This is a genomic window from Streptomyces sp. NPDC030799 (assembly GCF_055572255.1).
Genome location: NZ_JBVIDS010000013.1, coordinates 69461 through 91476 on the forward strand (window position 1 = coordinate 69461; position 22016 = coordinate 91476).

The following is a 22016-nucleotide window of genomic DNA, read 5'->3' on the forward strand; positions in this document are numbered from 1 at the left end:
GTGCCCGACCTGGTCCTGCGTCACGCGCCGTCACCCTCGCGCATCGGCACTCGCACCCCGCGCTCGGCCGCGACCGACTCCGCGATGTCGTACCCGGCGTCGACATGCCGGATGACACCCATACCGGGGTCGTTGGTGAGAACGCGCCGGATCTTCTCGCCACCCAGCTTCGTACCGTCGGCCACGGTGACCTGACCGGCGTGGATGGAGCGGCCCATCCCCACACCGCCACCGTGGTGGATGGACACCCACGACGCACCGGAGGCCACGTTGACCATGGCGTTCAGCAGCGGCCAGTCGGCGATCGCGTCGGACCCGTCGAGCATGGCCTCGGTCTCGCGGTACGGCGAGGCCACCGACCCGCAGTCCAGGTGGTCGCGGCCGATCGCCAGCGGTGCCGCCAGCTCACCGGAGGCCACCATGTCGTTGAAGCGCTCGCCGGCCTTGTCGCGCTCGCCGTAGCCGAGCCAGCAGATACGCGCGGGCAGACCCTGGAAGTGGACGCGCTCGCCGGCCATCTTGATCCAGCGGGCCAGGGACTCGTTCTCCGGGAACAGCTCCAGGATCGCCTTGTCGGTCTTGGCGATGTCGGCGGGGTCGCCGGACAGGGCAGCCCAGCGGAACGGGCCCTTGCCCTCGCAGAACAGCGGGCGGATGTAGGCGGGCACGAAGCCGGGGAAGGCGAACGCCCGGTCGTATCCGGCCAGCTGGGCCTCGCCGCGGATGGAGTTGCCGTAGTCGAACACCTCGGCGCCGGCGTCCATGAAGCCGACCATGGCTTCCACATGGCGCGCCATGGACTCCCGCGCACGCGTGGTGAAACCGGCCGGGTCCTTCGCGGCGGCATCGGCCATGTCCTCGAAGGCCACGCCCACCGGCAGATAGGACAGCGGGTCGTGGGCGGAGGTCTGGTCGGTGACGATGTCGATGGGGGCGTTCATCGCGAGCAGCTGCGGGACCAGCTCGGCCGCGTTGCCGAGGACACCGATGGACAGCGGGCGGCGGGCGTCACGCGCCTCGGTGGCCAGCTGCAGCGCGTGGTCGAGCGAGTCGGCCTTCACGTCCAGGTAGCGGTGCTCGATGCGGCGCTCGATGGCGCGCGGGTCGCAGTCGATGCAGATGGCGACACCGTCGTTCATCGTCACCGCGAGCGGCTGGGCGCCGCCCATGCCGCCGAGGCCGGCGGTCAGGGTGATCGTGCCCGCGAGGGTGCCGTTGAACTTCTTCGCGGCGACGGCGGCGAAGGTCTCGTAGGTGCCCTGGAGGATGCCCTGGGTGCCGATGTAGATCCAGGAGCCGGCGGTCATCTGGCCGTACATGGTCAGACCGAGGGCCTCCAGGCGGCGGAACTCCTCCCAGTTGGCCCAGTCGCCGACGAGGTTGGAGTTGGCGATGAGGACGCGCGGGGCCCACTCGTGGGTCTGCATCACGCCGACCGGGCGGCCGGACTGGACCAGCATGGTCTCGTCCTGCTTGAGGGTCCTCAGCGTGCGCACCATGGCGTCGAAGGAGCGCCAGTCACGGGCGGCCTTACCGGTGCCGCCGTAGACGACGAGCTTGTCGGGGTGCTCGGCGACCTCGGGGTCGAGGTTGTTCTGCAGCATGCGCAGGGCGGCTTCCTGCTGCCATCCCAGGGCGCTGAGTTCCGTGCCGCGCGGTGCTCGTACGGGGCGGGGTCCCGACATCGTCTGCCTCCTGCTGTTACTACGTCTATTCACATCCTGAAGGTCTGAATAGAACTAGTCAATACATCGGGGCGCACCCGTCCGCGCGCCGTCGGTGTTTGGCTGGATGTACGCGAGACCGGCACGGGGGAAACGAGGGGAGAGGTTGTGGAGCAGGACATCGAGACGCAGCCCGGCGAGGCGCGGGAGCGCGCCGCCCGGCGGGACGACGCGGTGCGCGCCGCCGTCGAGCAGGGCCTGCTGGGGCCCGACGCCGCCGTGGTGGGGCTGCTGGACGTGACCGGGATCCGGGAGTCGGCGGCGGCCCTGCGGGCGGCGTTCGACGCGGTCCTGCCGCCCGGGACGCCGGTGCTGCACGCCTTCGCGGTGAAGGCGACCCCGCTGGTCCCGGTGCTGCGGCTGCTGCACGAGGCGGGGATCGGCGCGGAGGTGGCCAGCCCGGGGGAGCTGGCGCTGGCCCGCGCGGCCGGGGTGCCGGCCGCGCGGACCGTGCTGGACTCGCCCGCCAAGACCCCGGCGGAGCTGCGCGAGGCGCTGGCGCTGGGCATCGCGGTGAACGCCGACAATCCGCAGGAGCTGGACCGCCTGGACACCCTGGTGCGGTCCGCCCCGACCAGGTCCCCGCTCGGCATCCGGGTGAACCCGCAGATCGGCGGCGGCACGATCGGGGCGACCTCGACGGCGACCGAGACCTCGAAGTTCGGGGTGGCGCTGCGCGACGAGGGGGCGCGCGAGTGGGTCGTACGGGCTTACCTGGACCGCCCGTGGCTGACCCGGCTGCACGCGCACACCGGCTCGCAGGGCATTCCTCTGGCACTGCTGGCGCGGGGCGCGGCGGAGGCGTACGCGCTCGCGGAGGAGATCAACGAGCGGGCCGGGCGGCGGCAGATCGACACGCTCGACATCGGCGGCGGACTGCCGGTGAACTTCGCGGCCGAGGCGACGGCACCGTCGTACGCGGAGTACGCCCGGCTGCTGGCCGGTCAGGTGCCGGGGCTGTTCGACGGGCGGTACGGGCTGGTGACCGAGTTCGGGCGGTCGCTGCTGGCCAAGCACGGCACGGTGGTGGCCCGGGTGGAGTACACCAAGAGCGCGGGCGGGCGGCGGATCGCGGTGACGCACGCGGGCGTGCAGGTGGCGACGCGGACCGTCTACGCACCGGGGGCGTGGCCGCTGAGGATCGGCGCGTACGACGCCAAGGGGCGGCCGAAGCCGGGGCCGGACGTGGTGCAGGACGTGGCCGGGCCGGCCTGCTTCTCGGGGGACCTGCTGGCGGAGGGCCGCGCGCTGCCCCTGCTGGAGCAGGGCGACTACGCGGCGGCGCTGGACACGGGCGCGTACTACTTCGCCCACCACTACGCCTACAACTCCCTCGCCCGGCCCGGCATCCACGGTTTCGCACCGGACGGTTCGGGAGGGGTCGCCTTCGCCACCGTGCGGGAGCCGCAGACGGTCGCCGAGGTGGTCGCGGAGTCCGGCGGGGCGCACGCGTCGGCGCTCACCACCCTCCGGGCATCCGGAAGCCGTTGACGCACCTCCGGCACCTTCGAACAAATGGGCCAACCAGCCGGAGACACACGTCAGTTGACCCACTCTAGTACGCCGCATGCATGTTCCACTGGAAAATGCCAAAGGCTCCTCCTTTCGCGCGCACGGTGCGTAGTGTCACTGTCACTCAGCCGGAGGCCCAGGCGGGAGGGGAACCCACGGTGCCCGGAATCGACGAGTGCCTGCTGGAAGCGATGCGGTTACCCGGTGCGCGGGGAGCGGCACTGGTGGACTGGACGAGCGGACTGGCGCTCGGCACGGTCGGGGAGGCGCCCGGCGGCGATCACGAGACGACCGCCGCGGAGGCCGCCGAACTGGCCCGGATGGCCGCCGAGCACGGAGCCTTCGCGGCCCACGGGGACGGACACCCGCCGGTCGAGGACGTGATCGTCAGCAACCACGACAGCTATCACCTGCTGCGGTTCGTGGACACGTCCTTCGACAGCAGCGTCTTCCTGCACCTGTGGCTCGGCCGCGAGGAGGGCAATCTCGCGCTGGCCCGCATCCGGCTCGGCGAGATGGCGGCCAGGCTGGTGCTGGGATGACCGTGGTGCAGACACCCCCGCCGCCGCTGCCCGTGCGGGACAGGTCGGCCACCCGTGCGCTGTCGCCGATGCTGACCCGGCTCGCCGAGGAGCGGGCCACCGGCGTCCTGGTGCGCGAGCACGGCACCCTGTACCTCGCCGAGGGCCGGGTCGTGCACGCGGAGAGCCCGCTCGCCCCCGGTCTCGACGTGCTCCTCACGGCCCACGGCACCCTCGCGGCCGCCGCCTGGCAGCGGGCCGCCGCCCAGGCCGCCGGCTCGCTGCAGGCGGCCGAACTCCTCCTGGAGGCCGGGCTGTTACCGGCCGGCGCGCTGGAGCTGTGCCATCTGGACGCGTTGTACGACGCCGGGTACTTCACGCTGGCCCCGAGCAGCACCCCGGGACGCTTCCGCTACGACAACGCGCCCCGCATCGGCCCGCTGCCCTCGGTCCCGGTCGTCGCCCTGGAACGCGAGACGCTGCGCCGCCGCCTGATGCTGCACCGGCTGTGGCCGGACCCGGCCGCCGACAGTGCCCCGCTGATCCGCGCGGACCCGGTCGCCCGTCCGGCCGCCACCGCGCCCGTCACCCCCAGGCAGCGGGCGGTCCTGGACCGTGTGGACGGCGTCCGCACGGCCACCGCGATCGCCCGGAACCTGGGCCGGCAGGCCTTCCACACGCTGGTCGACGTACGCCGGCTCGCGGCGGCCGGCCAGGTCGCCCCCCTGGCACCCGTCGTCACGGAACCCGCCCTGCCGCCCCCACCCCCACCCCCGGTCACCGACCCCGACATCGCGCTGCTGAAGAGGCTCAGGGATGCGCTGGAGGCGCTTTGAACGGCACCGCCCCGCCGAGAGGAGAGAGCTGATGGTGTCCGAGGAGGACCTCCAGGCCGTCCTGGACGAGCTGCACCGGCTGCGCACCAGGGTGCCGCAGCTCACCGGTGCCCTGGCGGCAGGCGTCGACGGACTCGTCGTCGCCCACGACACTCCCGGAGTCGACCCGGAGGGCCTGTCCGCGCTCACCGCCGCCGCGCTCGGCGTCGCCGTGCGGATCACCGACGCAACCGGCAACGGCGGCTTCCGGGAACTGCTGGTGCGCGGCGAGCGCGGCTACATCGCCGGCTACGCGGCCGGCCGCACCGCCGTCCTGACCCTGCTCGCCGAGGGCCGGGTCAACGTGGGCCGGCTGCACCTGGAGGGCCGCCGGGCCGGCGCCCGCATCGGGGAGCTGCTGGACGCCGCCGAGGCCGCCGCACAGGAGGCCCGGCGGCCCGTGCGGCCCCTGGGCGCCGTCAGCGCCGCACCCCCGGCCCGTACCCGCACGGCCCGCACACCCCGCACGCCCCCTGTCACGAGTGCCGATACGCACACCCCGACCGACCGCTGAGACAACCCGACCGTTCCGAAAGGACCACCATGGCCAACACCGAGACCGCGCTGAAGGAAGCCCTCACCTCCATCGAGGGCGCCACCGGCGTCGCGCTCGTCGACTACACCAGCGGAATGGCGCTGGGCACGATGGGCGGCAACAAGACCTTCGACCTGAACGTGGCCGCGGCGGGCAACACCGACGTGATCCGCGCCAAGATGCGCACCATGGAGATGCTGGGCCTCAAGGGCGAGATCGAGGACATCCTGATCACGCTGACGGACCAGTACCACCTGATCCGCCTGCTCAGGAGCCGCGGCGGCAACGGCCTGTTCCTCTACCTGGTCCTCGACTCCTCCCGGGCCAACCTGGCGATGGCCCGGCACCAGCTGAAGAGGATCGAGGCAGAGCTGGAGGTCTAGTCAGACCAGGGCCGCGGTGCGGCGGCGGGTCCCGCCCGGGGCCGCGTCGCCGGCCGCGATGCCCGTACCGCGCAGGCCCTTCACGGCCTTGCCCGCCGGGCCTCCGCCGCGCCGGTCGAGCCAGTCGACACGGACCCACAGCAGCGTCTCCCCGTCCCGCTCCCACCGCCCGATCCAGGCGGCCTTGAGCCGCAGCCCGGTGCCGAGCCCGGCCAGCAGCATGCCGCCGGCCGCGGGTACGGCGAAGGCGGAGCCGAGGGCGGCGGCGCAGGCGAGCAGCAGCCACCAGCGGTGCCCCCGGCGCCAGTTGCGCACGGTCACCGCACGGTCCTGCAGCACGTCGTACTTGCCCGCGCGGGCCGCACCGCGGGCGAGGGCGCCGTACCGCCGGCGTCGTACGAGCGCCATGAGGGCCGCGCCCACGAGGAACAGCGCGGCCCCCGCGAGCACCCCGATCCGGCGCCCGGTCACCCCCTGCGGCAGCGCACCGATCCCGGCGGCGAACACCCCGGACCACCACAGCGGTGCGGCTCCCGCCCGTACGACCACGGCCACCCGGGCCAGACCCTGTCCTCCGCGCGCCACGTCAGCCTCCCGTGTCACGTGTCCGCGAACAAAACCTCGTGGCGAACCTAGCGGCAGAACGTGAGACGAATCTGAGAGCACACGCGGAAGGCGGCCGGTCACTCCACGAACAGACCCCGGGCCGCCGCCTTCGCGTCGAACTCCTCCAGCCGGGCCTGCGCCTCGGGCAGGTCGTCGCAGACCGCCTCCAGCAGCACCCGCCCGAGCAGCATCGGCGCGCACGCGGTGTCGAAGGCGAGCCCGGTGCCGACGGCGGCGGGCAGCAGCAGATCGGAGTGCTTGGCGACCGGCGCGAACGCGGAGTCGGCGACCGTGACGGTCGTCAGGCCCACGTCCTTGGCGTAGGCGAGGGTGTCGACGACCTCGCGGGGATGCCGGGGCAGCGCGAAGCACAGCAGCGCGGAGGCGCCCGCGCGGACGGCCGCGTCGATCCGGTCCTGGATCATCGTGCCGCCCTCGTTGAGCAACCGGACGTCCGGGTGCACCTTGGCGGCGAAGTAGGCGAAGCCGTACGCCTGGGAGGCGGCGGCGCGCAGGCCGAGGACCGGCAGCGGACGGGAGGCGGCCAGGATCCGGCCGGCCTTCTGCACCGGGCGGGGGTCGGCGAGCAGCTCGGCGAGGTGCCTCAGGTTCTCGATCTCGGCCTCGACGGCCTGCTGGTACTCGTTGAAGGCGCCCGCCTCGGCGGCCGGTTCGGCGGGGACGACCTCGCGCAGGTGCTTGCGCAGCGCCGGATAGCCGTCGAAGCCGAGCGCGACGGCGAACCGGGTCACCGAGGGCTGGCTGACCCCCGCCAGTTCGGCCAGCTCCACGCTGGACAGGAAGGGCACGTCGGCGGCCCGCCGCACCATGCTGTGCGCGATCCGGCGCTGGGTCGGCGTGAGCCGGTGCCCTTCGAAAAGCGCCTGCAGGCGGTTCGCGGGGCTGTCGGCCACACCACCCGAGGCCACACCACCGGGGGTGACAGCACCCGAGGTCACACCGGCACTCCTGTCCACGCTCATGACGCGCTCCCCCTCCAGAGGTCCGTGAACCGGTCGAGCGGTGCGCGGACGGCGGTGACGAGTCGGCAGCCGCCGACCAGACGATACGCAAGCGGCATCAAGCCCACACTCCCCTCACCCGGACATCCGATCCTGCCCTATGACCACCGGAACCTATTCAGTCACCAAGAACTCTGCATGACTCTATACAGCCAGGCAAGGGCCGGCGGCCCGGTGCGAAGAGGGGGGTTGTCCCCCGTGCGGGTGGAGTGATCGCTCCGTACGCTCGGGCCCATGAGCACACTGGACTCGCCGGACGCGAGCCTGAAGAAGGACGCGGAGCTGCGGAAGGAACTCGACGCCACCGTGCGGGCCCGCGCGGACCTGGGCGCCGACTACGACTCCGCGCTGGCCGACTCCTTCCTGGAGAAGGTCGAGCAGCGGATCGACGACGCGGTGGACCGCCGGGTGCGGCGGCACCTGGCCGAACAGCGGATGGAGACCGCGCGCGGCGCGCGGCGCCCGAAGGACGCCGACACCTGGCCGGAACGCTTCGGGTTCGCCATCGTCTCGCTGGTCCTGGCCATCCCGCTGACCGCCATCGGCGGTGGCATCGCGGGGACGGCCGGGACGCTGGTCACCTGGCTCGGCATCGTCGGCGTCAACGTCGCCCAGGCGGTGCGCACCAACCCGGAGCTGCTCACCGGGCGGCGCCGCACGTCGTCCGAGGACTGACCGTCCTCACGCCTGCCGGGTCGGCAGCACCATGATCTGGCGGAGGTTGACGTGCCGGGGCCGGCTGGTGGCGTAGGCGACGACGTCCGCGACCTCCGCCGCGGAGAGGGCGCCGATCGCCTCCAGCATGCCGTCCAGCTGCCCGGACAGCTCCGCGCTGTCGACATGGTCCTTCAGCTCGGTCTCCGTCAGCCCCGGCTCGATGTTCGTCACCCGCACGTCCTGCGGCCCGAACTCGGTGCGCAGGGACTGCGAGAGATGGGTGACGGCGGCCTTCGTGGCGCCGTACACGGCGTAGTGGGGGAAGGGGATGTGGGCGCCGATGGAGGAGACGTTGACGAGGTCCGCGGTGCGGCCCTCGGCGGCGGTGCCCACCAGGTCGGCGGTGAAGGCGCGGATGATCCGCAGTACGCCGGCGACGTTGGTGTCGAGCATCCGCTGCCACTCGTCGAGCCGGCCCTCGCCGACCGGGTTCGGCAGCATGACACCGGCGTTGTTGACGACGAGGTCGACGGGGCCGAACGTCTCGTGGACCAGGTCCCGGGCGGTGGTCACCGAGGTGTCGTCGGTGACGTCGGCGACCACGGCGAGCGCCTCGCCGCCCTCGGCCCGGATCTTCTCGACCACGCCGTCCAGCCGGTCCGCGCGCCGGGCGAGCAGCGCCACCCGGGCGCCCGCGGCGGCCAGTTGCCGGGCGACGGCCTCGCCGATGCCGCTGGCGGCTCCGGTGACGACGGCGGTGCGGCCGGACAGGTTCTCGTACGACATGGGTGTACCCCCTGGATGCTTCGCGCCGGGGCGGCTCCCCGGCGGCCGGCACCAGCCTCACCGCATCCGGCGGCCGTACCCAGGGATGCGGTTTTCCTGGGTCTGCCAGTACCAGGCCGGCGTCCGGCCGCTCCCCTACGATCGGGGGCATGGACGGGGACTGGCCGGTAGGGGAAGTCGGCGACTTCCTGCGCTCGCGACGTGCACGCATCCAGCCCGAGGAGGTGGGGCTGCCCGGCCATGGGCGGCGCCGCGTACCGGGCCTGCGCCGCGAGGAGGTGGCCCAGCTCGCGGGGGTGAGCGTCGACTACTACGTCCGTCTGGAGCAGGGCCGGGGGACGAGCGTCAGCGACGCCGTGCTGGACGCGATCGCCCGGGTGCTGCGGCTGGACGAGACCGAGCAGACGTATCTGCGGGCGGTGGCGCGTCCTGGCCGGCAGCGTCCGGGGCGGCGGCGGCCCGAGACGCGCCGGGTACGCCCCGGTGTGCAGATCCTGCTCGACACCATGGAGCGCAGCGCGGCGTTCGTGCTGGGCCCCCGCATGGACGTACTCGCGTGGAACGCCCTCGGCGACGCGGTGAACGGCTTCAGCCGCCTGGCACCGGCCGAGCGGAGCATGCCCCGGCAGGTCTTCCTGGACCCGGCCGGCCGGGACCACTACCCCGAGTGGCACGCGGTCGCCGCGCAGACGGTGGCCCATCTGCGCGTGAACGCGGGCCGGTACGCCGACGACCCCGAGCTGTGCGCGCTGGTCGGCGAACTCTCCCTGAAGAGCGAGGACTTCCGCCGGCTGTGGGCGGACCACGAGGTCAGGGAGTGCGCGTACGGCGTGAAGAAGATACGGCACCCGGTGGCGGGCCTGCTGACCCTGCCGTACGAGACCCTGACGATCCCGGCGTCCCCGGACCAGACCATCGTGGTGTACACGCCGGAAGCGGGATCGGAGACGGCGGAGCGCCTTGCGCTGCTGGGGAGTTGGGAATCCAGCAGCACGCGCTGAGCCCTGCGGGAAGCGGGTGCGCGGGGACCGCCGCACCCCCGTTGCCGGGGGGCGGGACGACGGCGGTCCCCGCGAGGGACGCGGGCCGGGTCAGGACCGGGCTTGCGCGTCCGTGGCGTCCATGGAGGTCCGGGAGCCGCTCCGGAGGTCCTTGGCGCCGTTCGGCGCCGGCCGGGGAGGGGAGCCGCTCCCTCCCTGCCGACAGGCACCAATGTGCCGGACGCGTGTTAAGCGGGTGCTGCGCGCACATGACACGCTCGTACCACTTCCGCGAACCCCGGTCCCCCCGAGGTCGGCTACTTGTTGCCGCCCTTGGCCAGGAAGGCCAGCAGGTCCTGCCGGCTGACCACGCCGGTCGGCTTGCCCTCGACCAGGACGATCGCCGCGTCGGCCGAGCCGAGCACGGACATCAGGTCGCCGACCGGCTCGCCGGAGCCGACCTGGGGCAGCGGGGCGGACATGTGCTTCTCCAGCGGGTCGTCGAGGGAGGCGCGCTTGCTGAAGAGCGCATCCAGCAACTCCCGCTCCACGACCGACCCGACGACCTCGGCGGCCATCACGTCCGGGTGACCGGCGCCCGGCTTGACGACCGGCATCTGCGAGACGCCGTACTCGCGCAGCACCTCGATGGCCTGGCCGACGGTCTCCTCGGGGTGCATGTGCACGAGCGAGGGGATGGTGCCGCCCGCCTTGTCGCTCAGGACGTCGGCGACACGGGCGCTCGGGCCCTCGTCCTCCAGGAAGCCGTAGTCGGCCATCCACTCGTCGTTGAAGATCTTCGAAAGGTACCCGCGGCCGCTGTCCGGCAGCAGTACGACCACGACGTCGTCCGGGCCGAGGCGCTCGGCGACCCGCAGCGCGGCGACGACGGCCATGCCGCAGGAGCCGCCGACGAGCAGCCCCTCTTCCTTGGCCAGGCGGCGGGTCATCTGGAAGGCGTCCTTGTCGGACACGGCGACGATCTCGTCGGCGACGGTGCGGTCGTAGGCGCTCGGCCAGAAGTCCTCACCGACACCCTCGATCAGGTACGGCCGCCCGGAGCCGCCGGAGTACACCGAGCCCTCGGGGTCGGCGCCGATGACCTGGACCTTGCCGTCGCTGGCGTCCTTCAGATAGCGGCCGGTACCGGAGATGGTCCCTCCCGTGCCCACGCCCGCCACGAAGTGGGTGATCCTGCCCTCGGTCTGCTCCCACAGCTCGGGACCGGTCGAGTGGTAGTGCGACAGCGGGTTGTTGGGGTTGGAGTACTGGTCGGGCTTCCAGGCGCCCGGGGTCTCCCGGACGAGCCGGTCGGAGACGTTGTAGTAGGAGTCCGGGTGCTCGGGCGCCACGGCGGTCGGGCAGACGACCACTTCGGCGCCGTACGCGCGCAGCACGTTGATCTTGTCGGTGGAGACCTTGTCAGGGCAGACGAAGATGCACTTGTAGCCCTTCTGCTGGGCGACGATCGCCAGTCCCACACCGGTGTTGCCACTGGTCGGCTCGACGATCGTGCCGCCGGGCTTGAGCTCCCCGCTCTCCTCGGCGGCCTCGATCATGCGCAGGGCGATGCGGTCCTTCACGGAGCCGCCCGGGTTGAAGTACTCCACCTTGGCCAGGACGGTGGCCTGGATGCCCTTGGTCACGTTGTTGAGCCGCACCAGCGGGGTGTTGCCGACGAGGCTGATCATCGAGTCGTGGAATTGCACCGTTGTCTCCGGTCGCTGCAAAAGATGGTGTTCGTAGTGGTGTCGCCAGCCTAAGGCCACGGGTGTGGCCGTGGCGGTCGTTCACTCCCCGTTGAGATTGGCACACGGCCTGTACGGGGCAAGGAGTGGATGTACGGCTATGAGGAGGTGGCGGCGACGCATGACGAGCATGTCGAGGGCGAGGGTGGCCCGCCGCATCGCGGCCGGAGCGGCGTACGGCGGAGGCGGGGTCGGGCTGATCGGTGCGGCCGCCGTCGGTCTGCTGCTGGCGGAGGTCCATCTGGCGCGGCGCCATGTGGGCAACGGCAGCGGCGGCCGCGTCCCGGTGGCCGACGGCGTCTACGGCCACGCGTACGACGTCCCCGGGGAACCGCCCCTGCGCCTGACCATGCTCGGCGACTCCACGGCGGCCGGGCAGGGCGTGCACCGGTCGGGCCAGACGCCGGGCGCGCTGCTGGCCTCGGGCCTCGCTGCGGTCGCGGAACGCCCGGTGGAACTCCGTACCGTGGCCCTGCCGGGCGCCCAGTCCGACGACCTGGACCGCCAGGTCGCTTCGGTGCTGTCGGGGGCGGCGCCCGTTCCCGACATCTGCGTGATCATGATCGGTGCGAACGACGTGACGCACCGGATGCCGCCGACCCGTTCGGTACGGCACCTGTCGGCGGCGGTACGACGGCTGCGCACGGCCGGTGCGGAGGTGGTGGTCGGCACGTGTCCCGACCTCGGCACCATCGAGCCGGTGCAGCAGCCGCTGCGCTGGCTGGCGCGGCGGGCCTCCCGGCAGCTGGCGGCGGCGCAGACGATCGGGGTGGTGGAGCAGGGGGGCCGGACCGTGTCCCTGGGCGATCTGCTCGGCCCCGAGTTCGAGGCGAATCCGCGGGAGCTGTTCGGCCCGGACAACTACCACCCCTCGGCCGAGGGGTACGCGACCGCCGCCATGGCCGTCCTGCCCACGGTGTGTGCGGCGCTGGGTCTGTGGCCGGCGGAGGAGGAACGGCCGGACGTGTCGCGGCGGGAGGGCTTCCTGCCGGTCGCTCGCGCGGCGGCGGAGGCGGCGTCGGAGGCGGGCACGGAGGTCACCGCGGCGATGCCCACGGGGCCGCGGGGGCCGTGGGCGCTGCTCAAGCGGAGGCGGCGGCGCCGGGTACCGGAGGCCGAGCCGGCACGCCCGTCGGTGTGACCCGCCCGGGCGGGGGCACCCCGACCCAAGCAAGCGCTTAGTAAATTGCGGTCAGTGTCACACCGCGACACCGGTGACCTGGGCCATACGGAGCGGTAACTTCCCAACCGGCCCTGCCCAATCCCGTTCACATGGAGCCCGTGATGCCCGAAGCCGTCATCGTCTCGACCGCCCGCTCCCCCATCGGCCGCGCAGGCAAGGGCTCCCTGAAGGACCTGCGCCCCGACGACCTGACCGCCACGATCATCCAGGCCGCGCTCGCCAAGATCCCCGAGCTGGACCCCAGGGACATCGACGACCTGATGCTCGGCTGCGGCCTGCCCGGCGGCGAGCAGGGCCACAACCTCGGCCGGATCGTCGCCGTACAGATGGGCATGGACCACCTGCCGGGCTGCACGATCACCCGCTACTGCTCCTCTTCCCTGCAGACCTCGCGCATGGCCCTGCACGCCATCAAGGCCGGCGAGGGCGACGTCTTCATCTCGGCCGGTGTCGAGACGGTCTCCCGCTACGTCAACGGCAGCTCCGACATGCCGGGCACCTACAACCCGCTGTTCGCCGAGGCGCAGGCCCGCACCGAGGCCGTCGCCCAGCAGGAGGGCACGACCTGGCACGACCCGCGCGAGGACGGCCTGCTGCCCGACCCGTACATCGCGATGGGCCAGACCGCCGAGAACCTGGCCCGCGCCAAGGGCATCACCCGCCAGGAGATGGACGAGTTCGGCGTCCGCTCGCAGAACCTCGCCGAGCAGGCCATCAAGAACGGCTTCTGGGAGCGCGAGATCACCCCGGTCACGCTTCCCGACGGCACGGTCGTCAGCAAGGACGACGGCCCCCGCCCCGGCGTCACCCTGGAGGGCGTCGCCGGTCTGAAGCCGGTCTTCCGCCCGGACGGACTCGTCACCGCCGGCAACTGCTGCCCGCTCAACGACGGTGCCGCGGCCGTCGTCATCATGTCCGACACCAAGGCCCGCGAGCTGGGCCTGACCCCGCTGGCCCGGATCGTGTCCACCGGTGTCTCCGGCCTCTCCCCCGAGATCATGGGCCTCGGCCCGGTCGAGGCGAGCAAGCAGGCGCTGCAGCGCGCCGGCCTGACCATCGGCGACATCGACCTGGTCGAGATCAACGAGGCCTTCGCCGCCCAGGTGATCCCCTCCTACCAGGAGCTCGGCATCGACATCGACCGGCTGAACGTCAACGGCGGCGCCATCGCCGTCGGCCACCCCTTCGGCATGACCGGCGCCCGGATCACCGGCACGCTCATCAACTCCCTGCAGTGGCACGACAAGCAGTTCGGCCTGGAGACGATGTGCGTCGGCGGCGGCCAGGGCATGGCGATGGTCATCGAGCGGCTCAGCTGACGCACCGTCCGTAGCGGAGCGGGCACAACACGTCAGGAACCGGCCCGGAACCGAGGAAACTCCAAGGTTCTGGGCCTTTCCGTGATCCAATCTCGCCCAGGATGTGACCTATCTCGCTCGCCGGACACATCGGTGCAGGTCAGCGCAGGTCAGCATGGTCGGTGGCTCGGGCGCGAACCCAAAGTCCTGTCCGTTTCGTGACGTTACGCACTGACAGCTGGATAGTCCGCCCTTCAAGCTGATGTAGGAAGTCGGGGGTCGACTTTGAACCGGGAGTATGTCAGTGAGCGCCATGCCGATCGCCCTGCTGCTCATCACGGCCGCCACCGGCGCCGTGGGCGTCGCCGTCCTGCGCACCGTTCTGAAGCTGCGCCGCCAGCTCGGGGAGCTGCAGGCCCAGCTCGCGGAGAACCAGTCAGCCGCCATGCGTGCGCTGCTGCCGCACGCCCGCAGCGGCTCGGACGCCGACCAGATACGCGCCGCCGTGGCCGAGGCGCTCGCCGAGGAGCGGGAGCGGGAGCTGGCCGAGGCGCGCGCCTTCTGGGCCGCCCAGGAGGCCCGTGACGCCTCCGACACCCCGACTCTGCTCGGCCTGCCCGACGCCGACCTGTTCCTGCCCCGGCAGACCGACTTCATGGGCCTGGAGCCGGTGTCCGAGCCGACCGCCGAGACCGACGAGTTCGCCGGGGAGTCCCCGGAGCTGGCCGCGGCCCGCCGCCGCCACCCCTCGCACCCCGACTTCGTCCCGGTGCAGTCGCCGGCGGTGAACGACCACGAGCGCACGGCGACCACGCTGGAACAGCTGTCCGCGGACCGCGTCGAACTCTCCGACGTCCGCCCGGGCCCGCTCGGCACCCTCGACGTCTACGTCTTCGCCGACGGCACCACCCTGTGCCTGACTCCGGGCCACCGCGACACCGCCGAGCGCCTGGCGGCAGCCGTGGACGCGGGCGAGGCCCCGTATCTGCTGGGCGGCTCGGGCATCTCCGGCGCCTACACCCTCACCTTCGCCTGCGGCGAGGACATGGTCTACATCCTGGCGGACAGGGTCATCGCCTCGCTGTGAGACACCGGCGAGCCCCAGCGCCCCCCCAAGGGGCGCGGGGAACGGCGCGAGCAGCCACGAACGGCCGGCACCCGCCAACGCGCCTCAGACCCCCGCCCTCTCCCGCGCCTCCTCGACCAGCCTCACCGCTTCGGTGACTTCCGCCTCGCTCTCCAGCACGGTCGCCAAGTCGTGCGCGGCAACCAGAAGCTGGTCGGCCGCCGCGAACATCCCCGCATCCGGCATGTCCCGAGGCTCGCCGTCGGGCTCTTCCAGCAACTGAGCCCGCCGGGAAAGCTCCCGGGCCACGGCCAGGGCCTCAGCGGCAGCGCCCCGCTGCAGCCGGCTCTGCGGAGCAGCCCGCAACCGGTCGGCGAAGTGATCCACTGCTTGGGTCAAGGGCGTCGTATCAACCACGCGCCGAGCGTAACGTGCCGCACTGTTGCCAATACGCGAACGCTCAGGCACGGTGACGTGAAGGACCGGCTTACATCCCCTTTGCGTTCGGAGGCGCCGATGTCCCAGCTCTTCTCGGAGGAGACCCACCGCAACCTGCTCGCCCGCATCCCCCACTGCACCGGTCGTGAAGTCTCCGACTGGCTGCGCACCGTTGAAGAAGGCCCCGCCCTGTTCCGCTTCGAGGAGAAGGTCAGCTGGCTCCGGCACGAGTACGACCTCGCGTACGGCCACGCGAAGGCGATCGTCCACGAGTACGACCTGAGGAGGGCAGCGCGCAAGCTGCTCTAGACGGGAAAGGGCCCCGGAGCGGAACTCCGGGGCCCTTCTCATGACCGGCGCGGACGCTAGTCGTTGTTGGTGAAGATCGCCACCAGACGCAGCATCTCCAGGTAGATCCACACCAGATGCACGGTGAGACCGAACGCGGCGAGCCAGGACTCGTTGCGCGGGGCGCCGTACGCGATGCCGTCCTCGATCTGCTTGAAGTCGAGGGTCAGGAAGAACGCGCCGAGCAGGATCGCGAAGATGCCGACGAGCGCGCCCAGCGGGCCGAAGCTGCGCAGCCCGCCGTCCGCGGCGACACCGGTGACGACCAGGAGCAGATTGACCGCCATGACCACCAGGAAGGCCAGGGCGATGGCGATGCCGACGCGGGCGTAGCGGGCGGTGACGCGGATCCAGCCGGCCTTGTAGACCAGCAGGGTCGCGCCCGCGACCGCCATGGTGCCGAGCACCGCCTGGAAAGGTGCGCCCTGCCAGCGGCTGTTGTAGATCTCGCTGACGACCCCGAGGAAGACGCCCTCGAAGGCGGCGTACCCGAGGATCAGCGCGGGCGACGGGGTGCGCTTGAAGCTCTGGACCAACGCCAGGACCATCGCGACCAGCCCGGAGCCGAAGGCAAGGCCGAAGCCGGTCGCCGTGACCGGCAGCAGCGTCCAGGCGAGGACGGCGCCGACGGCGACGGTACCGAGCGTGATGGCCGAGCGGACGACGACGTCGTCCATCGTCATCCGGCCGGTGCTGACGGGGGCCTGGGGCGGTGCGCCGTACTGGACGCCCTGCTGGGCGTACGGGTTCTGGGCGTAGGGGTTCTGCGCGTACGGGTTGCCCTGTGCGTACCCGGCCTGCGGTGCGGTGTTGAAGCCGGCGTAGCCGTTGTCGCGGCTGAACCCCCGTCGCGAGAAGACCGGGTTACTGCTCCTCATTTCACTCCTCCACGGCTGCCGTGCGCAGCCTTGGCTCAAGAGTAATGGATTGGCAAAGGACCGACCATGATACTTGAGGAGGATCTTTCCCCTGCCGTGCTGCGCAACACGCTACGTCGGCCGGTGATTCCCGGCCATGGCTGATCGCATTCCCTGACGAACCTGCGACCTAACCGATGCGGACCGGGGAACCGGTCTCCTTCTCGTGGGCGAGTGCGCCACACCGGTGGGAGCCGTGCGCTGAACCCCTGTCGCAGGGGCGCGGGTGGTGCCCGGAGCCGGACTTGAACCGGCACGCCCGCGAAGGGGCAGCGAGGTTTAAGCTCGCCGTGTCTGCATTCCACCATCCGGGCAGGCCATTGGGCTCCGCTTCGAGGTCCGAGCCTATCGGGACGCATCCCCCGAACAGCGGACGGGCGGACCGATGTTGTCTTATTTTATTGACGTCTGAGGGTGCATCAGCCCGCGGAACGGGCCATCCGCACTTGCCAACAGCGTGCCGTGACGGGGGTACGGCCGTACGTGGAATGACGGAATTTCACCGTCCTAACGAGGGTGTTCCACCCGTTCTCGACATCGTTCGACACCGGTTCGACACCGGTTCGGCCGCGCACGTTGTCAGGGCCGGTGCTCAGGGTCGGCCGTCCTCCCCAGGTATGACACGGCGCCCGCCCGTCCGACCCGAGTCGCCCTCCGGAACCGGAACAGCGGCTGACTCCACGCGCCCCTGGCACCGAGACGATGGAGCGGTCCCCCATGGAACACACGTCGTCCCGACAGGAGCACCGTCCCGTGACCACCACACCCACCGCCGGCCGGACCACCGCCGTGGCCGCACGCGCCACGGAGCTGTCGAAGATCTACGGGCAGGGTGAGACCCGGGTGGTCGCCCTGGACCGGGTCTCCGTCGACTTCCGGCAGGCCGAGTTCACCGCGATCATGGGCCCGTCCGGCTCGGGCAAGTCCACCCTGATGCACTGCGTGGCCGGCCTCGACACCTTCTCCTCCGGGTCCGTGCGCATCGGCGAGACGGAGCTGGGCTCCCTGAAGGACAAGCAGCTCACCAGGCTCCGCCGGGACAAGATCGGCTTCATCTTCCAGGCGTTCAACCTGCTGCCGACGCTGACCGCCCTGGAGAACATCACCCTGCCGATGGACATCGCGGGCCGGAAGGCCGACAAGGCGTGGCTCGACCAGGTCATCCAGATGGTCGGCCTGTCCGGGCGGCTCAGCCACCGGCCCTCGCAGCTCTCCGGCGGTCAGCAGCAGCGCGTGGCCGTCGCCCGTGCCCTCGCCTCCAAGCCCGACATCATCTTCGGTGACGAGCCGACCGGAAACCTCGACTCGCGCTCCGGCGCCGAGGTGCTCGGCTTCCTGCGCAACTCCGTGCGCGAACTGGGCCAGACCGTCGTCATGGTGACCCACGACCCGGTCGCCGCCGCCTACGCCGACCGTGTGGTCTTCCTCGCCGACGGCCGGATCGTCGACGAGATCCACGGCCCCACGGCCGACTCCGTCCTCGACCTCATGAAGCAGTTCGACGCGAAGGGCCGTACCAGCTGATGTTCCGCACCGCCCTGCGCAACGTGCTCGCGCACAAGGCCCGGCTGCTGATGACCGTGCTCGCCGTCATGCTCGGCGTGGCCTTCGTCTCCGGGACGCTCGTCTTCACCAACACCATCTCCGACGCCTACCAGAAGAGCTCCGCCAAGGGCTTCGACCAGGTCGACGTCGCCGTACGGCCGAAGTTCCAGGACTCCACGGGCGACAAGGTCGGCCGGACGGCCGAGCTGACCCGGGCCATGCTGGACAAGGCCGGCAAGGTCCGGGGCGCGGCCTCCGCGACCGGTGTCGTCAGCGGCTTCACCGCCGTCGCCGACCAGGACGGAAAGCTGGCCGGCGGCGACTGGCAGTCGGCCGGCGGCAACTACTGGGGCACCAAGGACGCCCGTTACCCGCTGGTCGGCGGCCACGCCCCGCACGGCAGGGGCGAGGTGCTGCTCGACTCCAGGACCGCGAAGCGCGCCGGCTACCAGGTCGGCGACACCGTGCGCCTGTCGGTGAACGGCCCGGTCCTCACCCCGACCCTCGCCGGCATCTTCACCACCGACGACGGCAACGTGTCCGCCGGCGGCAGCCTCGCCCTGTTCGACACGCCGACGGCGCAGAAGCTCTTCGGCAAGAAGGGCACGTACGACGAGATCGACGTCAAGGCCGCGTCCGGCACCAGCCAGTCCGCGCTGAAGGCCGAACTGGACAAGGCCCTGCCGTCACACCTGGTGGAGACCACCACCGGCAAGCAGCTCGCCGACGACCAGGCGAAGATGATCTCCGACCAGATGAGCAGCCTGAAGCAGAGCCTGCTGGTGTTCGCCGGCATCGCGCTGTTCGTCGGCACGTTCATCATCGCCAACACCTTCACCATGCTGGTCGCCCAGCGCACCCGGGAACTGGCCCTGCTGCGCGCGGTCGGTGCCTCCCGCCGCCAGGTGACCCGCTCGGTGCTCGTCGAGGCGTTCGCGGTCGGCGCGGTCGCCGGAGTGGCGGGGCTCGCCGCCGGTATCGGCATCGGCGCGGGCCTGCGCTCCCTGCTGGGTTCCTTCGGCGCAAGCGTCCCGGACGGGCCGCTGGTGATCAGCCCCGGCACCGTGGTGGCCGCTCTCGCGGTCGGCATCCTCATCACCATGCTGGCCGCCTGGCTGCCCGGCCGCCGCGCCGCGAAGATCCCGCCGGTGGCGGCGATGAGCAGCGTGCACGCCAAGGCGACGGCCAAGTCGCTGGTGCTGCGCAACACGCTCGGCGCGCTGTTCGCGGCGGCCGGTGTCGCGGTGGTCCTCGCGGCCACGTCGATGGACGCCGACTCCGCGCAGGGCCCGATGGGTATCGGTGCGGTCCTGCTGATCATCGGCGTGTTCATCCTGACCCCGCTGCTGTCCCGGCCGCTGATCGCGGCTGCCGCCCCGGTCATGCGCGCCTTCGGCGTCTCGGGCAAGCTGGCCCGCCAGAACTCGGTGCGCAACCCGCGCCGTACGGCGGCCACCGCCTCCGCGCTGATGATCGGCCTGACCCTGATCACCGGCATGACGGTGATGGCGGGCAGCCTGCAGACATCCATCGACAGGATGGCCTCCTCGGCGATCCGCGCGGACTACGTCGTCTCGATGGCCAACCGCGGCCCGCTCTCCCCCGATGTGGCGGACAGGATCTCCGCCACCGAGGGTGTCACCGCCAGCAGCCCGCTGCGCAACGCGGAGTCCCGGATCGACGGCAGGACCGAGTTCCTGACCGGCGTGAACGGTTCGTCCATCGGCAAGCTGACGGACCTGAAGGTGGACGACGGCACCTTCGAGGTGGGCGGCTCGCAGGTCGTCGTGGACAAGGACCGGGCCAAGGAGTACGGCTGGACGCCCGGTTCGCACTTCACCGCGCACTTCGAGGACGGCAGGGCACGCACCCTGACGGTCGCCGGTGTCTACGAGGGCAACGAGATGATCAACGGGATCATGCTCGACAACAAGGTCCTCACCCCGCACCTGAGGGACCCGGCCGACATGCAGGTCATGGTCAAGACGGCGGACGGCGCCTCCGACGCGGCCAAGGACAGGCTGACCAAGGCCCTCGGCCTGAACCCGGCGATCAAGATCCAGGACAAGCAGGACATCTCCAACGACATCGCGAAGATGTTCACGACGATGCTGAACATGCTCTACGGCCTGCTCGGCATGGCGGTGATCGTCGCGGTCCTCGGGGTCATCAACACCCTGGCCATGTCGGTCTTCGAGCGCTCCCAGGAGATCGGCATGCTCCGCGCGATCGGCCTGGACCGCAGGGCGGTCAAGCGCATGGTCCGCCTGGAGTCCCTGGTGATCTCCCTGTTCGGCGGCGTGCTCGGCATCGGTCTGGGCGTGTTCTTCGGCTGGGCGGCCGGTGAGCTGCTGGGCACGAAGATGCCGACGTACGAACTGGTCCTGCCCTGGGGGCGGATGGCGGTCTTCCTGCTGCTGGCGGGCCTGGTCGGGGTCCTGGCCGCCCTGTGGCCGGCCCGGCGCGCGGCCCGGCTGAACATGCTGGCGGCGATCAAGGCCGAGTAGCCGTACGACGGCAGGGGCCCCCGTTCCGGTCGCGGAGCGGGGGCCCCTGCCGTGCCGGCCGTCCGGCCCGGGTCAGCCGTGCCAGGTGCGCGGGCGCAGCGGCAGCCCGGAGGCACCGGACTCCGGTGCGCGGATCGCCAGGACCTGGTTGACGCCGATCCGGTTGCGTTCGAAGGCGAGCGCCGAGGCGGCCATGTACAGCCGCCAGACGCGGGCACGGCCGGGGCTGGTGAGGCGGACCGCGTGGTCCCAGTCCGCCTCCAGGTTGGCCACCCAGCGGCGCAGGGTGCGGGCGTAGTGCTCCCGGATGGACTCCACGTCCCGCACCTCGAACCCGGCGCGCTCCAGCTGGGTGACGGTGCTGCCGATCGGTGCCAGTTCGCCGTCCGGGAAGACGTAGGCGTCGATGAACGGGTCCACCCGGTACGACGATTCGTCGTGCTGGGGGCGGCGGGCGATCTGGTGGTTGAGCAGCCGCCCGCCGGGCTTCAGCAGGCCGTACAGCTGCTGCGCGTACTCCAGATAGCGTTCGGCGCCGACGTGCTCGGCCATGCCGATGGAGGAGATCGCGTCGAAGGGGCCGTCCGTGACGTCCCGGTAGTCCTGGACCCGGATCTCCACCCGGTCGGTCAGCCCCTCGTCGGCGACGCGCTTACGGGCGTACGCCGCCTGCTCCTGCGACAGCGTGACCCCGACGACGCTCACGCCGTGCTCGCGGGCCGCGTGGATGGCCATCGAGCCCCACCCGCAGCCGACGTCCAGCAGCCGCTGTCCCGGTGTCAGGCCGAGCTTGAGGCTGATGAGTTCGAGCTTGTCGCGCTGGGCGCTCTCCAGAGTTCCGCCGTCCTCCCAGTAAGCGCATGAATAGACCATGGACGGGCCGAGGACGAGCTCGTAGAAGTCGTTGCCGACGTCGTAGTGGTGGCTGATGGCCCGCTTGTCGGTGCGCCGGGTGTGCAGGTTCCGGCGCGGCCTGCGGGCCTCCTCGCGCGGCGGGGCGGGCGGGATCGGCGGCCCCGCCAGCTTCAGCAGCTCACGGACGGCGGCCCGTACGGCGGGGTCGCGCACGGACTCGATCAGACCGCGGGCGTCCTCCCCGCGCTCCCACAACAGACCCGCCATCGCGTCCAGTGCGGTGTACAGGTCTCCCTCGATCTCCAGGTCGCCGGAGACCCAGGCGCGGGCGACACCCAGCTCGCCCGGCTTGAACAGCATGCGGCGCAGGGCGCGGCGGTTGCGCACGACGAGGGCCGGCGCGTCCGGCGGCCCGGCCTGCGAACCGTCCCAGGCCCGCAGGCGGACCGGGAGCGGGACTCCCAGCAACTGCTCGGCAAGACTCCTCAGCCGCGATGCGGCGTCGGCCAT

At 71.6% G+C, this 22016-nt stretch carries 21 protein-coding genes and 1 tRNA gene; 13 read left to right on the forward strand and 9 right to left on the reverse strand.

Annotated elements, in window-relative coordinates; all coding sequences use genetic code 11:
- Positions 1 to 20: 20 nt before the first annotated feature.
- A complete protein-coding gene (hutU, locus tag ACZ41I_RS29800) occupies positions 21 to 1685 on the reverse strand; it encodes a urocanate hydratase (RefSeq protein ID WP_399774024.1) in 1665 nt (554 codons plus the stop codon).
- Between the two features lie 147 nt (positions 1686 to 1832).
- Here hutU and ACZ41I_RS29805 point away from each other — a divergent pair, with 147 nt between their 5' ends.
- The 5 genes from ACZ41I_RS29805 (at position 1833) to ACZ41I_RS29825 (ending at position 5550) form a co-directional block, all read left to right on the forward strand.
- Positions 1833 to 3215, forward strand: a complete 1383-nt coding sequence (locus tag ACZ41I_RS29805; RefSeq protein WP_468515514.1) for a type III PLP-dependent enzyme domain-containing protein — start codon at positions 1833 to 1835, stop codon at positions 3213 to 3215.
- A 179-nt stretch (positions 3216 to 3394) separates the two neighbouring features.
- On the forward strand, positions 3395 to 3778 hold the full coding sequence (locus ACZ41I_RS29810) for a hypothetical protein (protein ID WP_363215500.1): 384 nt from the start codon (positions 3395 to 3397) through the stop codon (positions 3776 to 3778).
- Positions 3775 to 4593, forward strand: a complete 819-nt coding sequence (locus ACZ41I_RS29815; RefSeq protein WP_399774030.1) for a transcriptional regulator — start codon at positions 3775 to 3777, stop codon at positions 4591 to 4593. Before ACZ41I_RS29810 ends, ACZ41I_RS29815 begins: the two co-directional genes overlap by 4 nt.
- A gap of 31 nt (positions 4594 to 4624) precedes the next feature.
- Positions 4625 to 5146: a roadblock/LC7 domain-containing protein gene (locus ACZ41I_RS29820; RefSeq protein ID WP_363215498.1), complete on the forward strand. Its 522-nt coding sequence runs from the start codon at positions 4625 to 4627 to the stop codon at positions 5144 to 5146.
- 29 nt (positions 5147 to 5175) lie between these two features.
- Positions 5176 to 5550, forward strand: coding sequence for a roadblock/LC7 domain-containing protein (locus tag ACZ41I_RS29825; protein WP_363215497.1), 375 nt, complete (start codon positions 5176 to 5178; stop codon positions 5548 to 5550).
- Here ACZ41I_RS29825 and ACZ41I_RS29830 read toward each other — a convergent pair whose 3' ends face one another.
- Together ACZ41I_RS29830 and ACZ41I_RS29835 are read right to left on the reverse strand one after the other, a co-directional pair.
- A complete protein-coding gene (locus ACZ41I_RS29830; RefSeq protein ID WP_399774035.1) occupies positions 5551 to 6135 on the reverse strand; it encodes a hypothetical protein in 585 nt (194 codons plus the stop codon).
- A gap of 98 nt (positions 6136 to 6233) precedes the next feature.
- Complete coding sequence (locus ACZ41I_RS29835) at positions 6234 to 7139, reverse strand: MurR/RpiR family transcriptional regulator (RefSeq protein ID WP_363215495.1); 906 nt, start codon at positions 7137 to 7139, stop codon at positions 6234 to 6236.
- A 273-nt stretch (positions 7140 to 7412) separates the two neighbouring features.
- On the opposite strand from ACZ41I_RS29835, the gene ACZ41I_RS29840 reads away from it, so the two are divergent.
- The gene (locus tag ACZ41I_RS29840; RefSeq protein ID WP_399774038.1) at positions 7413 to 7853 is read left to right on the forward strand and encodes a hypothetical protein; all 441 of its coding nucleotides are present in this window, start codon (positions 7413 to 7415) and stop codon (positions 7851 to 7853) included.
- A 6-nt stretch (positions 7854 to 7859) separates the two neighbouring features.
- Here the strand turns inward: ACZ41I_RS29840 and ACZ41I_RS29845 are convergent, their stop codons facing one another.
- Entirely contained in the window at positions 7860 to 8621 is a 762-nt protein-coding gene (locus ACZ41I_RS29845) for an SDR family oxidoreductase (protein WP_363215493.1), read from the reverse strand.
- Positions 8622 to 8770: 149 nt separating this feature from the next.
- On the opposite strand from ACZ41I_RS29845, the gene ACZ41I_RS29850 reads away from it, so the two are divergent.
- The gene (locus tag ACZ41I_RS29850) at positions 8771 to 9622 is read left to right on the forward strand and encodes a helix-turn-helix transcriptional regulator (RefSeq protein WP_399774041.1); all 852 of its coding nucleotides are present in this window, start codon (positions 8771 to 8773) and stop codon (positions 9620 to 9622) included.
- Between the two features lie 296 nt (positions 9623 to 9918).
- Here the strand turns inward: ACZ41I_RS29850 and ACZ41I_RS29855 are convergent, their stop codons facing one another.
- Positions 9919 to 11310, reverse strand: coding sequence for a cystathionine beta-synthase (locus tag ACZ41I_RS29855; RefSeq protein WP_363215491.1), 1392 nt, complete (start codon positions 11308 to 11310; stop codon positions 9919 to 9921).
- Positions 11311 to 11470: 160 nt separating this feature from the next.
- Between ACZ41I_RS29855 and ACZ41I_RS29860 the strand changes: the two genes are divergently transcribed.
- From ACZ41I_RS29860 to ACZ41I_RS29870, 3 genes are all read left to right on the forward strand, one after another.
- A complete protein-coding gene (locus ACZ41I_RS29860; protein WP_363215490.1) occupies positions 11471 to 12490 on the forward strand; it encodes an SGNH/GDSL hydrolase family protein in 1020 nt (339 codons plus the stop codon).
- Positions 12491 to 12633: 143 nt separating this feature from the next.
- Positions 12634 to 13851: an acetyl-CoA C-acetyltransferase gene (locus tag ACZ41I_RS29865; RefSeq protein WP_363215489.1), complete on the forward strand. Its 1218-nt coding sequence runs from the start codon at positions 12634 to 12636 to the stop codon at positions 13849 to 13851.
- A 283-nt stretch (positions 13852 to 14134) separates the two neighbouring features.
- The gene (locus tag ACZ41I_RS29870) at positions 14135 to 14917 is read left to right on the forward strand and encodes a hypothetical protein (RefSeq protein ID WP_363215488.1); all 783 of its coding nucleotides are present in this window, start codon (positions 14135 to 14137) and stop codon (positions 14915 to 14917) included.
- A gap of 84 nt (positions 14918 to 15001) precedes the next feature.
- Here the strand turns inward: ACZ41I_RS29870 and ACZ41I_RS29875 are convergent, their stop codons facing one another.
- The gene (locus ACZ41I_RS29875) at positions 15002 to 15313 is read right to left on the reverse strand and encodes a hypothetical protein (RefSeq protein ID WP_363215487.1); all 312 of its coding nucleotides are present in this window, start codon (positions 15311 to 15313) and stop codon (positions 15002 to 15004) included.
- A gap of 99 nt (positions 15314 to 15412) precedes the next feature.
- Between ACZ41I_RS29875 and ACZ41I_RS29880 the strand changes: the two genes are divergently transcribed.
- On the forward strand, positions 15413 to 15643 hold the full coding sequence (locus ACZ41I_RS29880) for a DUF4287 domain-containing protein (RefSeq protein ID WP_020940491.1): 231 nt from the start codon (positions 15413 to 15415) through the stop codon (positions 15641 to 15643).
- A 56-nt stretch (positions 15644 to 15699) separates the two neighbouring features.
- Here the strand turns inward: ACZ41I_RS29880 and ACZ41I_RS29885 are convergent, their stop codons facing one another.
- Positions 15700 to 16560 (reverse strand): Bax inhibitor-1/YccA family protein, encoded by an 861-nt coding sequence (locus ACZ41I_RS29885; protein WP_363215486.1) that lies wholly within the window; start codon positions 16558 to 16560, stop codon positions 15700 to 15702.
- A gap of 266 nt (positions 16561 to 16826) precedes the next feature.
- Positions 16827 to 16913 (reverse strand) — tRNA-Leu (locus ACZ41I_RS29890).
- Positions 16914 to 17352: 439 nt separating this feature from the next.
- Here ACZ41I_RS29890 and ACZ41I_RS29895 point away from each other — a divergent pair.
- Positions 17353 to 18123 carry an ABC transporter ATP-binding protein gene (locus ACZ41I_RS29895; protein ID WP_468515515.1) on the forward strand — a complete coding sequence of 257 codons (771 nt, stop codon included), beginning with the start codon at positions 17353 to 17355 and terminating at the stop codon, positions 18121 to 18123.
- Positions 18123 to 20651, forward strand: a complete 2529-nt coding sequence (locus ACZ41I_RS29900) for an ABC transporter permease (protein WP_399774050.1) — start codon at positions 18123 to 18125, stop codon at positions 20649 to 20651. The genes ACZ41I_RS29895 and ACZ41I_RS29900 overlap by 1 nt, the downstream gene beginning before the upstream one ends.
- Before the next feature lie 72 nt (positions 20652 to 20723).
- Here the strand turns inward: ACZ41I_RS29900 and ACZ41I_RS29905 are convergent, their stop codons facing one another.
- Positions 20724 to 22016 (reverse strand): class I SAM-dependent methyltransferase, encoded by a 1293-nt coding sequence (locus ACZ41I_RS29905; RefSeq protein WP_399774052.1) that lies wholly within the window; start codon positions 22014 to 22016, stop codon positions 20724 to 20726.